Genomic DNA, 14,876 nt, shown 5'->3' with positions numbered 1-14,876 from the left:
GGATTCAGCGCGCCTCGATGAGGCGGTTCTGCGCGGCGAACCAGCCGGCCGCCGCGGCCGCCAGCGTGACCACGGTGAACAGCGGCCCGGCGGCCGACCAGTCGCCTAGCAGGTCGTGGCTCAGTCCCAGGGCCAGCGGGCCCAGCGAGGCCAGGGTGTAGCCCACGCCCTGCGACATGCCCGACAGCCGCGCGGCCGTGGGGGCATCGGGCGAGCGCAGCACGATGAGCAGCAGCGCCACGCTGAACTGCCCGCCCTGCCCCAGGCCCTGCAGCACGGCCCACAGCCACAGGCCTTCCAGCGGCCCGGCCACGCAGCCCAGCCAGCCCACCAGGGCCAGGCCCAGCATCAGCAGCAGGGTGGGCCGCTGGTCGGCCCCCAGGCGCATGGCGATCCAGGGGCCGGTGAAGGCGGTGACGAGCTGCACCAGCACCGATACCGATACCACCAGGCCGGCCTGCAGCGGCGCCACGCCGCGCTCGATCAGGATGGGCGGCAGCCACCCGAACACGCAATAGGCCAGGGCCGACTGCAGGCCCATGTACAGCGTCACGGCCCAGGCCAGGCGGTCGCGCCAGAGCGGCGCCCCAGGGGGCATCGGGGCGGCGCCGGTCTGGCCGCGTACCTGCGGCCACCACAGCGCGGCAGCCGCCACCGCGAGCACGGCCCAGGCGGCCAGCGCGCCGCGCCAGCTCCCGTCCAGAGCATCCATCAGCGGGACCGTGGCACCGGCGGCGATGGCTGCACCCAGGCACAGGGCCATCGTGTAGACCCCCATCATCGTGCCGATGTGCCGGGGGAAGTCGCGCTTGATCAGGCTGGGCAGCAGCACGCCGATGACGCCGATGGACGCACCGGCCAGCAGGGCCCCGAGGAACAGTCCGGTGGGGCCCAGCACGGCGCGCAGGGCCGTGCCGGCTGCCAGTACCAGCAGCACGACGAAGATGGTGCGCTCTGACCCCAGGCGGGCGGCCAGGCGGGGCGCCAGCGGGGCGAACACGCCCAGGCACAGCACCGGCAGGGTGGTCAGCAGCCCCGCGGCGGTGGCCGACAGGCCCAGGCTGGCCTGGATCCAGGCCAGCACCGGGGAGACGCTGGACAGCGCCGGGCGCAGGTTGAGGGAGACGAGGACCAGGCCGGCAATGAGCAGGCCTGCGGACGAGGCGGGGCGGGAGGCAGCGGTCAACTCAGGCTTCCGGGGCCGTCGGTGGCGGGGGCAGGGGGTCGAGGGCGTCGAGGATGGGCTGGAGCAGTTCGCGGGCGGCCTGGGCGGCGCCTTCGGGATCGCGCCGGGCGATGGCCTCGGCCACCGCTGCGTGGGCCGCGTAATCGGGCTCGGGCAGGTCGGGGCGCGCCATCATGCCTTTCAGCGTGGCCCGCACGGCGCGCGCAAAGAAGCCATAGAGCTTGCCCAGTGCCGGGTTGTGCGCCGCATCGACGACGGCACGGTGGAAGGCCAGGTCGTGCTCGATGAAGACGTCCTTGCGCCGTTTGTCGGGGCGCTCGCCGCGCAGGGCCAGGGCGGCGAAGATGCGCTCCTGGTCTTCGGGCGTGCGGCGCTGCGCGGCCAGCCGGGCAGCCTCCACCTCCAGCATCGCGCGCACTTCCAGGTGCTCGCGCAGCGAAGCGCCGCTCAGGCCCTGGGCCATGTCGGTGGTGTCCACTGCCGAGCGCACGTAGGTGCCATCGCCCTGACGCACTTCCAGCACGCCGCTGAAGGCCAGCACGCGCACGGCCTCGCGCACGGTGTTGCGGCTCACGCCGAGCTCGGCGGCGAGCTCGGGCTCGATGGGGATGCGCTCGCCCACGCGCCAGGCACCGCGCTCCAGCCGCTGGCGCATCGCGTCAACGGCCACATCCACGAGCGATCGACGAGGGGTGGGTGCGGTGTCCATCAGCGGGTCAGGCATTCATCGGATGATTGTAGGCCGCTGTCGCCACGGCTGCAGATGACGTGGCGCAAAGCTGTCCAACCTTGCCGTGTGGGACTGGCGCCATTCGCACCGATCGTGGCGGCTCTCCCGGTTTGTCCCAGTGTGCCGGGGGCGGTGCAGGCCTACGATGCGGCATTCCCATCCGACAGGAGACACCCCATGAAAACCTGGATCCAATGCAGCCTGGCGGCTGCGGCCGCCAGCCTGGCGATGACGGCCGGGGCGCAGGAGGTCACGCTCAAGTTCCACCACATCTGGAACACGCAGGCCATGGCCTCGCAGCGTGTCATCACGCCCTGGTGCGACAAGGTCGCGGCCGAATCGAACAACCGCCTGAAGTGCCAGATCTTCCCTGCCATGTCGCTGGGCGGCACGCCACCCCAGCTGGTGGACCAGGTGCGCGATGGCGTGACCGACCTCACCATCACCCTGCCGGGCTACACCGCGGGGCGTTTCCCGATGATGGAGGTGTTCGAGCTGCCCTTCATGACCCGCTCGGCCGAATCCGGCGCACAGGCCGCCTGGGACTATCTGCAAAAGCACGCGCTCAAGGAATTTCCCGGCACCAAGATCCTGGCCGTGTGGGTGCACGACCAGGGCTATGTGCACACCCGCGAGCGGCCCGTGCGCACCCTGGCGGACTTCAAGGGGCTGAAGATGCGCGCGCCCACGCGCCAGACCAACAAGCTGCTCACCAAGCTTGGCGCTTCCCCCGTGGGCATGCCGTTGCCGGCCATCCCCGAGGCGGTGAACAAGGGCGTGATCGACGGCTTCCTGCTGCCCTGGGAGGTGATGCCGTCGCTGCGCCTGCAGGAGATGGTGAAGTTCCATTCCGAGACCGACCCGGCCAAGCCTGCGCTGTATTCGGCCGTGTTCATCTTCGGCATGAACCAGGCCAAGTACGACAGCCTGCCGGCCGACCTGAAGGCCGTGGTGGACCGCAACAGCGGCATGGCTCTGTCGAAGCAGATCGGCCAGATCTGGGACGACAGCAAGGCCGCCGGCCGCAAGGCGGCGGTGGACCGCGGCAACACCTTCTACACCGTGCCGGCCAGCGAGCTGGAGAACTGGATCGCGGCTTCGGCCTCGCTCTATGACGAGTGGGTGGCCGACATCGACAAGCGCGGCGCGAGCGGCAAGGCGCTGCTGCAGGATGCACGCGACCTGCTGGAGAAGTACGGCGGCAAGTAGGGCCCGCGGGAGGCCCCTTCTACAATCGGGGCATGCCTTTCATCGACCAGCTCCACGCCGCCGAACGCCTCAACGACTCGCTGATGTGCGTGGGGCTGGACCCCGATCCGGCCAAGTTCCCGTCGCCCTGGCGCGGCGATGCCTCGCGCATCTTCGACTTCTGCGCGGCCATCGTCGATGCCACCCGCGATCTGGTCATCGCCTACAAGCCCCAGATCGCCTATTTCGCCGCCCACCGCGCCGAAGACCAGCTCGAGCGGCTGATGGCGCACATCCGCGCCGTGGCACCGCAGGTGCCGGTCATCCTCGACGCCAAGCGCGGTGACATCGGCGCCACCGCCGAGCAGTACGCCCGCGAGGCCTTCGAGCGCTACGGGGCCGATGCCGTCACGCTCTCGCCCTTCATGGGCTTCGACTCCATCGAGCCCTATCTGCGCTATCCGACCAAGGGCGCCATCCTGCTGTGCCGCACCTCCAACCCCGGCGGCTCGGACCTGCAGAACCAGCGCCTGGCCGAGGTGGAGGGGCAACCCCGCCTGTACGAACACCTCGCCCGCCTGGCCCAGGGCCCCTGGAACACCACCGGCCAGCTCGGCCTGGTGGTGGGCGCCACCTTCCCCGCCGAAATTGGGCGCGTGCGCGAGCTCGCTCCGACGGTGCCGCTGCTGATCCCCGGGGTGGGCGCCCAGGGCGGGGACGCCACCGCCACCGTGAAGGCGGGCTACCGCGAGCACGGTGGCCGCATCACCGGCCTGGTGGTGGTGAACGTGGGCCGCAGCGTGCTCTACGCCGGCAGCGGCCCCGACTTCGCCGAAGCCGCGCGGCGCGCTGCGATGGCCACGCGCGACGAGCTCAACGCGGCGCGACGCTGATCAGGCCGGCGGGGGCAGCAAGGGCAGCCGCCGCACGCGTTCGCCCGTCAGTGCAAACAAGGCATTGACCAGCGCCGGGGCGGCCGGTGGTGTGGCGGGTTCGCCCACTCCGCCGGGCGGCAAGGTGCTGGGCACGATGTGGGTTTCGATCACGGGGGTTTCGGCCAGCGAGAGCATGGGCGCCTGGTGGAAGTTCTTCTGCACCACTTCGCCGTTGCGGATGTCCACCCGGCCGTAGAGCGCGGCGCTCAGGCCGAAGATCACGCCGCCTTCCATCTGCTGGGCCACGATACCCGGATGCACCACGGTGCCGCAATCAATCGCGCAGACCACGCGGTGCACGCGCGGGCGGCCGTTGTCGAGCGACACCTCCATCACCTCGGCGACGATGGAGCCGAAGCTTTCGTGCAGGGCCACACCGCGGGCGCGGCCGGGAGCCAGCGGCCGACCCCACTGGGCCTTGTCGGCCGCAAGCTTGAGCACGGTGGCAAAGCGCGGGTGCTGGTCCAGCAGGCTGAGGCGGAAGGCCACCGGGTCCTGGCCAGCCTCGTGCGCCAGCTCGTCGATGAAGCACTCGGTGAAGAAGGCATGGTGGGAATGGCCCACCGCCCGCCAGTAGCCGATGGGCACGCCGCTGCGCGTGGCCTGCTGCGCAATCCGTTGGTGGGGCACCGCATAGGGCAGATCGAAGAAGCCCTCGGCGGCCGTCTTGTCGGGCGCGTCGAAGCGCGTGGCCCAGGCGGGGCGGTTGCGCGCAATCCAGCGCGGCGTGATGGCGTCGCCGGCCACGGTCATGCGCAGGGCCTGAGGACGGCCGCGCGCGTCCAGCGCGGCACGCATCACGGCAACACCAGCAGGGCGGTAGAAGTCGTGGGTGAAGTCTTCCTCGCGCGGCCACACCAGTTGCACCGGGCGGCCGCCGGTCTCCATCGCGATGCGCACGGCCTGGGCCACGTAGTCCACGTCCAGGCGGCGGCCGAAACCGCCGCCCAGCAGCGTGATGTGCAGGTCCACCGCGTCCACGTCCACGCCGGCCACGCGCGCGGCCACCTCGCGTGCGAAGGTGGGCGCCTGGGTGGGCGCCCACACGGTGACGCGGCCGTCGCGCACCTGGGCCGTGCAGTTCATCGGCTCCATCGTGGCGTGGGCCAGGTAGGGGGCGTGGTAGACAGCCTCGTGACGCCGTGCGGCGGCGGCCTCGGCTGCGTCCACGTCACCGCGGCGATGGAAGGGCACGCCGCCGGCGTTGTCCTGCGCTTCGCGAGCGGCCTGTTCAAGCGATGCGTCGATGCGCTGCGTGTCGAGCAGGCCCACGGACGGGTCGTGAGGCGGGGCGCGCCACACCACGTCCATGCTGCGCGCGGCCTGCAGGGCATGCCAGGTGCTGCGTGCCACCACGGCCACGCCCGAGGTGGCACCGGCGGTGCGGCCCAGGCGCACCACGCGCTCCACGCCGGGGCGGCGCAGCGTGGCATCGACATCCACACGCGCTGCACTGCCGCCCAGCATCGGGCAGTGGCGCACCACGGCATACAGCAGGCCCTCGGGCTTGACGTCCATGCCGAAGACGGCCGTGCCGTTCACCTTGGCCGGCACGTCGGTGCGCAGCGGTTGCCGGCCGATCACCTGCCAGGCTTCGCGCGGCTTCACGTGGATGTTGCGGGCGCTGACGGTGAGGGCCGCGGCCTGGCGCGCGAATTCGCCGAAGTGCCCGCGCACCCCGGATTCGTGTTCGATGACCCCGTTCACGATGCGCAGCTCGTCCACCGGCAGTCGCCACTGCAATGCCGCGGCGCCCAGCAGCTCGGCGCGGGCGGTGGCCGCGGCCAGCGGCAGCACCTCCCAGGCATCGGCGATGCTGGACGATCCGCCGGTGACGTTGATGCCCAGCTCGCGCGCCAGCTTGGCAACGAACCAGCGGCCGGCGCGCACGCCACGCGTCTCGTGGCCGGGCTCGCGATCGTCTGGATGGAAAGGCAGGGCCCCGAGGAACATCGCCACGTTGCCGTACAGCGCCTCGGGTCCGGCCTGTTCGAGCTGGATGCGGTCCAGACCGATGTCCAGCTGTTCGGCCACGAGCATCGGCAAGGCCGTGTGCACGCCCTGGCCCATCTCGCTGCGGTTCATGGCCAGCAGCACGCGGCCGTCGGCGGCGATGCGGATCCAGCCGTTCAGGCGCACCTCGTTGTCGGTCGAGGTCAGCGGGCCGCGGCGTCCCACCCGGTCGCGTGGCGGCATCGCGCCCCAGCCCACCAGGAGGGCTCCGCCCAGCGCCGCCCCGCTGAGGACGAAGGTGCGGCGCTTCATGCGGTTTTCACGCGCAAAGGACCGCGCGGAGGACGGGTGGGCCTGAGCTGGGCGGCGGCCGTCTTGATGGCGGCCCGCACCCTGGGGTAGGTTCCGCAGCGGCACAGGTTGGTGATCGCCGCATCGATCTGTGCATCGGTGGGCTCCGGGGTGGTGTCGAGCAAGGCGGCGGCGGCCATCAGCATGCCGCTCTGGCAGTAGCCGCATTGGGGCACCTGGTGCGCCACCCAAGCCGCTTGCAGCGGATGGGGCTCCTTGTCGCCGGCCAGCCCCTCGATGGTCTGGATGCTGCGCCCCTGCACCGAGGACAGCGGCGTGACGCAGGAGCGCACGGCCTGGCCGTCCACCCGCACGGTGCAGGCGCCGCAGGCCGCAATGCCGCATCCGAACTTGGTGCCGGTGAGCTGCAGCACATCGCGCAGCACCCACAACAGGGGCATCGAAGGGTCCGTGGCGTCATCGGGAACGTCGCGGGTCTGACCGTTGATCTGCAGCTGCATCGGGGTGCGGGTTCAGCGAAAGCTCAGGTTCCAGGCATTGTGACCCGGAATCGGTCCGTTTCGAATGCCAACGCACCATCGGATGGCGCCGGGCATGGGCACAGCTCTTGCATACAAAACGATGCAACATCTTCTGCAACCCTTGAGGAGTGAGAACATCATGAAGTTGTCCCCCTGTCGCGTGGCCCGTCTGGGCGCGGCCATGGCCCTGGGCGTGGGCGCCTGTGTGGGCGCGCAGGCCCAATCGTCGGTCCAGCTGTATGGCCTGATCGACCTGGCGGTCGGGTCCTATGAGACCAGCGGATCCTCCCGACTCGGCCGCGTCGAGTCCGGCGGCATGACCACGAGTTACATCGGCTTCAGTGGCAAGGAGGACCTGGGCGGCGGCCTGGCCGTGAACTTTGCCCTGGATCACTTCCTGCGCGCCGACACCGGGGAGGCCGCACGGTTCAACGGTGATGCCTTCTGGGCGCGCAACGCCAATGTGGGACTGAGCGGGAGCTTCGGGACGGTGACCCTGGGTCGCCGCTCCACACCCATGTTCGTGTCAACGCTGCTGTTCAACCCCTTCGGCGACTCCTTCGGCTTCTCGCCGGCCATCCGCAGCTACTACGGCAGCACGGGCACGCTCGCGGGCGACTCCGGCTGGAGCAACGGCATCACCTACGCCTCGCCGCGCTTCGGCGGCCTCAGCGCCACGGTCACCTATGCCCTGGACGAAACGCCGGGCGCACGCGATGCCAACATCGGCGGCAATGTGCTGTACTTCGCCGGCCCACTCGGCCTGAGCTTCTCCGCGCAGCGGGTACAGGCCGTGTTCGACAGCGGGGACGAGACGGCCGTGCAGCTGGGCGCCAGCTACGCCCTGGGTGCGGTGAAGCTCTTCGGGCAATACGGCCAGATCCGCGAAGATCAGGGCGCCGTCGACAGCAAGGACAAGATCTTCCAGCTCGGCGCGTCCTACAGGATCGGTGAAGGCTCGGTGCTGGCGTCCTACGGCTCGCGCAAGACCACCGGCACCACCGAGTCCAAGCGCGACATCGCCAGCCTGGGCTACGACCACTTCCTGTCCAAGCGCACCGACGTTTACGCGGTCTACATGTACGACAAGATCCGCGACACCGACAGCGGCAACACGGTGGCCTTCGGCATCCGCCACCGCTTCTGAGGCTGTGTCAGGGCCGGGCCGGCCTGCGCAGGGGCTGCCCGTCCACGAAGGCGATCAGCTCGCCCGGCGCGAAGGCCGTCCAGGCCTCATCGCGGGTGAGCGGCTCCGTGACGATCACGGCCACCCGGTCCTGGGGCGAGGCCAGTTCGGCGAAGTTCACGCTCAGGTCCTCGTCCTGCAGTCTGGCGGGGCGGAAGGGATGCTCGCGCACGAGGTAGTGCAGATGGGTCGAACAGTGCGCCCACAGCGCATGCCCGTTGCTGAGCATGAAGTTGAAGGTGCCATGCCGCGCCACCTGCGGCACGAGCTCGGTCAGGGTGTCGGTGAGCTGCTCGGGGGTGGGCACGCGCGCGTGGTTCTTGGCCAGTTCCTGCATGAGCCAGCAGAAGGCGGCCTCGCTGTCGGTGTCGCCCACGGGTCGGAAGGCGGCATGCAGGTGCGGTGCATAGCCCTTCAGGTCGCCGTTGTGCGCAAACACCCAGTACCGGCCCCAGAGCTCGCGCACGAAGGGGTGGCAGTTCTCCAGCCGGGTCTCGCCCTGGGTCGCCTTGCGGATGTGGGCGATCACATTGGTGCTGCGGATCGGGTAGCGGCGCACCAGGTCGGCCACCGGGGAATGCAGGGCCGCCTGCGGGTCGACGAAGAGCCGCGCGCCCTTGCCCTCGAAGAAGGCGATGCCGAAGCCGTCGGCATGCTCCTGCGAACGCGTGGCAAAGCCCGTGAAGCTGAACACGATGTCGGTGGGGGTGTTGCAGTTCATGCCGAGCAACTGGCACATGCGTGGATCCTGCAAAAGCTCACGATCCAGTGATTGTGCCGTCGGCCGGTCTTGCGCGATATCAAGATCGGCGACCTGCTCGGGTGCGACGATGTGAAGGTGAAAAGGAGCCTCCCATGAGCCACCATCTGACGGCCGGACAGCGCGCGATGCTGGAAAACACCCTGCGCCTGCGTCTGCAGGATCTGTTGCGCCAGCGCGATCTTCATCAAGAGGGGCGCTCCCGCGTGGACCACGCGCGCCAGGTGCTGACCCAGGACGATGACGACGCCCCCGCCCGCGCGTCCGACCGCGAGGTCGATCAGGCGCTGACCGACCTGGAGCAGATCGAACTGCGCGAGGTGACGCATGCGCTGGAGCGCGTGGGCGATGATGACTACGGTCTTTGCGAGGACTGCAGTGCGACCATCCCCTTCGACCGCCTGCGGCTCAACCCGGCCGCGCGGCGCTGCGTGAGCTGCCAGGGCGCGCGGGAAGGATCGGGTCCGCCCGCTCGCTGAACCCTGGCGGGGTGCGCCATCATCGGGGCTTTGACCGACGAGGAGACCCGCCCATGACCGCCCCCACCGTCTTCCAACGCCTGCTGTCGGGCGAATGGCCCTGTGCCAAGGTCTATGAAGACGACCTGGTCTTTGCCTTCATGGATGCCGGCCAGGTCAACGACGGCCACGTGATCGTGGCCACCAAGCGGCCCTGCGAGACCCTGCTGGACTGCACCGAAGATGAGGCCGCCGCGCTGATGCGCGCGGCCCGCCGCATCGCCCGCGCGGTGCAGGCGGCCTTCCAGCCGGCGGGCATCACGGTGCTGCAGGCCAACAAGCCGGCCGGCTGGCAGACCGTGCCCCACCTGCACCTGCATGTACTGCCGCGCCACGAGGGCGACGGCGTGGGGCTGGTCTGGCCGCGCAAGGAGCCCGGGATCGAGCGGCTGCGCGAGCTCGCGGCGAAGCTTCAGCTGGACTGAGCGGCTTTCACCTTCAGGCGCCAGGCGTGCAGCAGCGGCTCGGTGTAGCCGCTGGGCTGCTCGACGCCCTTGAAGACCAGGTCCAGCGCGGCCTGGAAGGCCGCTGAGGTGCTGAAGCGACCCGACATCTTCTGGTAGAGCGGATCGCCGGCGTTCTGCTGGTCCACCACGGCGGCCATGCGCTCGAAGGTGGCGCGCACCTGGGCCTCGCTCACCACGCCGTGCAGCAGCCAGTTGGCGATGTGCTGGCTGGAGATGCGCAGCGTCGCGCGGTCTTCCATCAGGCCCACGTTGTGGATGTCGGGCACCTTGGAGCAGCCCACACCCTGGTCGATCCAGCGCACCACATAGCCCAGGATGCCCTGCACGTTGTTGTCGAGTTCCTGCTGCTTCTCGGCGTCCGACCAGTTCGGGGCCGGGGCCACCGGCACCTGCAGCAGGTCGTTCAGGATGGCGTCGCGTTCGGCGTCGGCATCGATCTTCTCCAGCTCGCGCTGGACCGCGGCCACGTCCACCTGGTGGTAGTGCAGGGCGTGCAGCGTGGCGGCCGTGGGCGAGGGCACCCAGGCGGTGTTGGCGCCCGCCTTGGGGTGGGCGATCTTCTGCTCGAGCATGGCAGCCATCAGGTCGGGCATGGCCCACATGCCCTTGCCGATCTGGGCGCGTCCGCGCAGGCCGCACTTCAGGCCCACCAGCACGTTGTTGCGCTCGTAAGCGGCGATCCACTTGGTGGTCTTCATGTCGCCCTTGCGTAGCATGGGGCCGGCGCGCATGGCGGTGTGCATCTCGTCGCCGGTGCGGTCGAGGAAGCCGGTGTTGATGAAGGCCACGCGGCTGGCGGCCGCGGCAATGCAGGCCTTCAGGTTCACGCTGGTGCGGCGCTCCTCGTCCATGATGCCCAGCTTCACGGTGCTGTCGGGCAGGCCCAGCAGCTGCTCCACACGCCCGAACAGCTCGGCGGCAAACGCCACCTCGGCCGGGCCGTGCATCTTGGGCTTGACGATGTAGACGCTGCCGGTGCGCGAATTGGTGCGGCGCTTGAGGTCCACCAGCGCGATGGTCGTGGTCACCACCGCATCGAGGATGCCTTCCGGGATCTCCTTGCCGCCGTCGTAGAGGATGGCGGGGTTGGTCATCAGGTGGCCCACGTTGCGCAGGAACATCAGCGAGCGGCCGTGCAGTGTCAGCGGCTGGCCGTTGGCGCCGGTGTAGTGGCGGTCGGGGTTGAGGCCGCGCGTGAAGGTCTTGCCGCCCTTGCTCACTTCTTCGGTGAGCGTGCCGTCGAGGATGCCCAGCCAGTTGCGGTAGCCGGCCACCTTGTCGGCGGCATCCACGGCGGCCACCGAGTCTTCCAGGTCGAGGATGGTGGACAGCGCAGCCTCCAGCACCACGTCGGCCACGCCGGCCGGGTCGGTGGCACCGATGCCCTTGCTGCGGTCGATGCGGATGTCGAGGTGCAGGCCGTGGTGCTTCAGCAGCACGCTGCTGGGCGCGGCCGGCTCACCCTGGTAGCCCACGAACTGGGTTGGATCCTTCAGGCCGGTGCTGCCGTTGCGCAGCGTGACGCGCAGCTGGCCGCCTTCGACCTGGTAGGCCATGGCGTCCTTGTGCGAGCCGCTGGCCAGCGGGACGGCCTGGTCGAGCACGTTGCGGGCGTAGGCAATGACCTTGGCGCCGCGCACGGGGTTGTAGCCGCTGCCCTTTTCGGCGCCGTCGGTCTCGGGGATGGCGTCGGTGCCGTACAGGGCGTCATAGAGCGAGCCCCAGCGGGCATTCGCGGCGTTGAGCGCGTAGCGGGCATTCAGGATGGGCACCACGAGCTGCGGGCCAGCCTGCAAGGCCAGCTCGGCATCCACGTTGGCGGTGGTCGCCTGCACGTTCCGGGGCGGGGGCACCAGGTAGCCGATCTTCTCCAGGAAGGCGCGGTAAGCCGGCATGTCGGTGATGGGGCCGGGGTGGGCGGCGTGCCAGGCGTCGAGTTCGGCCTGCAGGCGGTCGCGTTCGGCCAGCAGGGCGACGTTCCTGGGGGCCAGGTCGTGCACGATGGCGTCGAAGCCGGCCCAGAAGGTGCTGCTGTTCACGCCGGTGGCGGGCAAAACCTGATCTTCAATGAAGCGGTGGAGCTCGTGGGCGACTTGCAGTCGGTGGACGGTGATGCGGTTGCTCATGGGTCGTGTCCTTGCTCAATGGGCAGATGCAGGGGAAGGCGCGGCCCTTTCAGGGCCTTTGAGCCACACTTTATTCAAACCATGGCCCATGATTAATCCCAAACATGGCGCTTGATCTTTGACTTTTTGGGTCGTAATCTGCGGCGAAACCCGGAAGCACCCCTGTATGGACAAGCTCAAGCAGCTCGAATCCTTCACCCAGGTGGCCCTGAAAGGCAGCCTGACGGCCGCCGCCAACCTCGAAGGCGTGGCGCCGGCGGTGATCGGCCGGCGCATCGACGCGCTGGAGGCGCGGCTGGGGGTGAAGCTGCTGGTGCGCACCACCCGGCGCATCACCCTCACCCACGAAGGCAGCGCCTTCCTCGAGGACTGCCAGCGCCTGCTCACCGACCTGGCCAATGCCGAAGCCAGCGTCTCGGCCGGCGGCGTGAAGGCCAGCGGCCACCTGCGCATCACCGCGCCGGCCGGCTTCGGCCGCCGCCACGTCGCGCCGCTGGTGCCACGCTTCCTGGGCCTGCATCCGGAAGTCTCGCTGTCGCTGAACCTGTCCGACCGGGTGGTGGACATCGTCAACGAGGGCTTCGATTGCGCCGTGCGCGTGGGCGATCTGCCCGACTCCAGCCTGGTGAGCCTGCGCCTGGCCGACAACCGGCGGCTGTGCGTGGCCTCGCCGGCCTACCTCAAGCGCCGTCCGGCGCCGCAGCATCCGTCCGAGCTGAGCCAGCACGACTGCCTGACGCTGAGCTCCGACGCCAGCCAGACGCGGGGCTGGGCCTTCACGGTGGACGGTGAACTGACCCATGTGCGGCCGCCCTCGCGCGTGGACTGCTCCGATGGCCAGGTGTTGCACGACTGGTGCCTGGCCGGCCTCGGCCTGGCCTGGCGCTCCACCTGGGAGGTGGAAGGCGACATCGCCGCCGGCCGCCTGGTGAGCGTGCTCGACGATTTCGCCGCGCCCCCCAATGGCATCTACGCGGTGTTCGCTCAGCGCAAGCACCTGCCGCTGCGCGTGCGCCTGTGGATCGACTTCCTCAAGCACACCTATGGCGATGCGGCCTACTGGACCTCGCCTGCGCCGACCACCCCTTCGAAGGAGACCTGACGATGCTGCTGGAAGCCCTGCTGGCCTACGCCCACATCGGTGCCATCCTCGGCCTCGTCGTGTTCATGACCAGCCAGGCGGCACTGTGCCGCGTGGAGTGGATGAACGAGGCGGTGGTGCACCGCCTGGGTCGTCTGGACCGCCTCACCGACATCGCCGCCCTCACCGTGCTGGCCACCGGCCTGGCACGGGCCTGGTGGGGCGCCAAGGGCTGGGACTGGACCTGGAGCCAGCCGCTGCTGCACCTGAAGCTCACGGTGTTCATCGTCATCGGCCTGATGGCCCTCCCGCCGGCGCGGGCCTACCGCCGCTGGCGCGCGGCGTTGGCTGCCGGGCAGGGGCTCCCCTCGGAAGGCGAGGTGCGCCAGGCGCGCCGCTGGGTCATGATCCAGGCCCATGTGCTGTTGCTGCTGCCGCTGGCGGGCACCCTGCTCGCACGTGGCATCTGGACCCGCTGATCGATCCTGCCCGAGGCAGCCCCTCGATGAGGTGGACGAGGCGCTTCACAGAATGCGCTGAGGGTGTGACAGCGCCTCGTGCGCCGCGTGCAGCCGGCGCACCAGCACGGCGATGAAGGCCTCGTTGAAGCGGTCGCGGCAGGCCAGGCTCATGCGCCGCAGGCTCTCGGGCGTGAACGAGATCGTGGTGACGGGCTCGGTGACCACCACGTCGGCCGTGCGCAAGCGGGGCTCCTTGCTGGGCGCCAGGTAGGCCATCTCACCGACGGTGGAGCCTGCGCCCAGCGACTCCACCCGCTGGCCGTCGCGCAGCACGTCCACGGCGCCCTGGGCGATGAGGTGGAAGTCGCGCCCGCGTTCGCCGCGCGACATCAGCTTGTGGCCGAAGCCATAGCGCTGCCAGCGCGCCTGGTGCACCACCTCCCACAGCTCCACGTCGTCGAAGTGGCGGAAGAAGTCGACCGAGCGCAGCAGGCTGAAGCGTTCGGAGTCGAGCACCGCCTGCAGGTTGCCGCGCGGCACCTCGCGGCTGGCGATCAGCCCGGCCAGCGCGTGGGCGAAGTCGTCCCAGTGGTCGTAGCGATCGGCCGGCGCCTTGTTCAGGGCGCGCAGGATGACCTCGTCCACGGCGGTGGACACCCCCTGGCGGCGCTCGCTGGGCGCCACCACCGGGCCATGCAGCACCTGCTGGATCATCTCGCCCTGCGACTGCGCCTCCACCGGCGGGTGGCCGGTGATGAGGTGGTAGAGCACCGCCGCCAGGGCGTACATGTCGGACTGGGCGCTCAGCGGGGCGCCGTCGATCTGCTCGGGCGACATGTAGGCCAGCGATCCCACGCGGTGCACCTGGGTGGTGTCGGCCTGCAGATGCAGCACGCTGCCGAAGTCGGTGAGCTTCACGTCCGTGATCTGCCCGGCGCTGGTCACGGCCAGGATGTTGGCCGGCTTGATGTCGCGGTGGATCAGCCCCTGGCGGAAGACATAGCCCAGGGCCATCGCGCACTTGAAGCCGATCTCGACGATGAGCTCCAGCGGCAGCAGCTGGTCGGCCCGGCAGAAGGGCCGCAGCGTCGTGCCCTCCACGTACTCCATCACCAGGTAGGGCTCGTCGGGGCCTTCCACGGCGTCATAGAGCTGCACCACATGGGGATGGTGCAGCCGGCCCACCAGCGACGCCTCGGCGGCAAAGAAGCGCGAGTAGTAGCGCCCGTCCACAGGATCGCGCAAGGCCGAGGGGCGCACGCGCTTGACGGCCACATCGCGCGAATGGAACTCGTCGCGGCACAAAAAGACCTCGCTGGTGGCGCCTTCGCCCAGCTTGCGCACCACCTTGTATTCGCCGATGTGGGCCGGTTGGCCGACGGGTGGGTCGGCCGGCGGGGCCTCGGAAAGCGTCTCGGGTGTCATGGTCAGCGCATCATTTCACTGCGGCGC

14 protein-coding genes are annotated in these 14,876 nt (G+C 69.8%); 7 read left to right on the top strand and 7 right to left on the bottom strand.

The window, feature by feature from the left end; all coding sequences use genetic code 11:
* Positions 1-4: 4 nt before the first annotated feature.
* Both C1704_RS03670 and C1704_RS03665 read right to left on the bottom strand, forming a co-directional pair.
* On the bottom strand, positions 5-1,186 hold the full coding sequence (locus tag C1704_RS03670) for a CynX/NimT family MFS transporter (RefSeq protein WP_245876364.1): 1,182 nt from the start codon (positions 1,184-1,186) through the stop codon (positions 5-7).
* 1 nt (position 1,187) lies between these two features.
* Positions 1,188-1,910, bottom strand: a complete 723-nt coding sequence (locus C1704_RS03665; RefSeq protein WP_170064614.1) for a FadR/GntR family transcriptional regulator — start codon at positions 1,908-1,910, stop codon at positions 1,188-1,190.
* A 183-nt stretch (positions 1,911-2,093) separates the two neighbouring features.
* On the opposite strand from C1704_RS03665, the gene C1704_RS03660 reads away from it, so the two are divergent.
* Complete coding sequence (locus C1704_RS03660; RefSeq protein WP_104301107.1) at positions 2,094-3,125, top strand: TRAP transporter substrate-binding protein; 1,032 nt, start codon at positions 2,094-2,096, stop codon at positions 3,123-3,125.
* A 32-nt stretch (positions 3,126-3,157) separates the two neighbouring features.
* Entirely contained in the window at positions 3,158-3,997 is an 840-nt protein-coding gene (gene pyrF, locus C1704_RS03655; RefSeq protein WP_104301105.1) for an orotidine-5'-phosphate decarboxylase, read from the top strand.
* On the opposite strand, the gene C1704_RS03650 is transcribed toward pyrF, so the two are convergent.
* Together C1704_RS03650 and C1704_RS03645 are read right to left on the bottom strand one after the other, a co-directional pair.
* On the bottom strand, positions 3,998-6,304 hold the full coding sequence (locus C1704_RS03650) for a xanthine dehydrogenase family protein molybdopterin-binding subunit (protein ID WP_104301104.1): 2,307 nt from the start codon (positions 6,302-6,304) through the stop codon (positions 3,998-4,000).
* Positions 6,301-6,804, bottom strand: a complete 504-nt coding sequence (locus C1704_RS03645; RefSeq protein ID WP_104301102.1) for a (2Fe-2S)-binding protein — start codon at positions 6,802-6,804, stop codon at positions 6,301-6,303. Before C1704_RS03645 ends, C1704_RS03650 begins: the two co-directional genes overlap by 4 nt.
* A 160-nt stretch (positions 6,805-6,964) precedes the next feature.
* Here C1704_RS03645 and C1704_RS03640 point away from each other — a divergent pair, with 160 nt between their 5' ends.
* Positions 6,965-7,972, top strand: a complete 1,008-nt coding sequence (locus C1704_RS03640) for a porin (RefSeq protein ID WP_104301100.1) — start codon at positions 6,965-6,967, stop codon at positions 7,970-7,972.
* A 7-nt stretch (positions 7,973-7,979) separates the two neighbouring features.
* On the opposite strand, the gene C1704_RS03635 is transcribed toward C1704_RS03640, so the two are convergent.
* Positions 7,980-8,750, bottom strand: a complete 771-nt coding sequence (locus tag C1704_RS03635; RefSeq protein WP_104301098.1) for a class II glutamine amidotransferase — start codon at positions 8,748-8,750, stop codon at positions 7,980-7,982.
* Between the two features lie 116 nt (positions 8,751-8,866).
* On the opposite strand from C1704_RS03635, the gene C1704_RS03630 reads away from it, so the two are divergent.
* Positions 8,867-9,250, top strand: coding sequence for a TraR/DksA family transcriptional regulator (locus C1704_RS03630; protein WP_104301096.1), 384 nt, complete (start codon positions 8,867-8,869; stop codon positions 9,248-9,250).
* A gap of 53 nt (positions 9,251-9,303) precedes the next feature.
* Positions 9,304-9,714 carry an HIT family protein gene (locus C1704_RS03625; protein ID WP_104301094.1) on the top strand — a complete coding sequence of 137 codons (411 nt, stop codon included), beginning with the start codon at positions 9,304-9,306 and terminating at the stop codon, positions 9,712-9,714.
* Here the strand turns inward: C1704_RS03625 and C1704_RS03620 are convergent.
* Complete coding sequence (locus tag C1704_RS03620) at positions 9,702-11,882, bottom strand: malate synthase G (protein WP_104301092.1); 2,181 nt, start codon at positions 11,880-11,882, stop codon at positions 9,702-9,704. The two genes, C1704_RS03625 and C1704_RS03620, sit on opposite strands and share 13 nt — an antisense overlap.
* 166 nt (positions 11,883-12,048) lie before the next feature.
* Here C1704_RS03620 and C1704_RS03615 point away from each other — a divergent pair, with 166 nt between their 5' ends.
* Positions 12,049-12,984, top strand: a complete 936-nt coding sequence (locus tag C1704_RS03615) for a LysR family transcriptional regulator (protein WP_104301090.1) — start codon at positions 12,049-12,051, stop codon at positions 12,982-12,984.
* Positions 12,985-12,986: 2 nt separating this feature from the next.
* Positions 12,987-13,442, top strand: a complete 456-nt coding sequence (locus tag C1704_RS03610) for a DUF2214 family protein (protein ID WP_104301088.1) — start codon at positions 12,987-12,989, stop codon at positions 13,440-13,442.
* Positions 13,443-13,487: 45 nt separating this feature from the next.
* Here the strand turns inward: C1704_RS03610 and C1704_RS03605 are convergent, their stop codons facing one another.
* On the bottom strand, positions 13,488-14,849 hold the full coding sequence (locus tag C1704_RS03605) for a serine/threonine-protein kinase (RefSeq protein WP_104301086.1): 1,362 nt from the start codon (positions 14,847-14,849) through the stop codon (positions 13,488-13,490).
* Positions 14,850-14,876: the final 27 nt, after the last annotated feature.

It is taken from the genome of Caldimonas caldifontis, assembly GCF_002930615.1.
Classification (GTDB): Bacteria; Pseudomonadota; Gammaproteobacteria; order Burkholderiales; family Burkholderiaceae_C; genus Caldimonas; species Caldimonas caldifontis.
The sequence above is the reverse complement of the archived record's forward strand: the minus strand, read 5'-3'. Positions and strand labels throughout refer to the sequence as shown.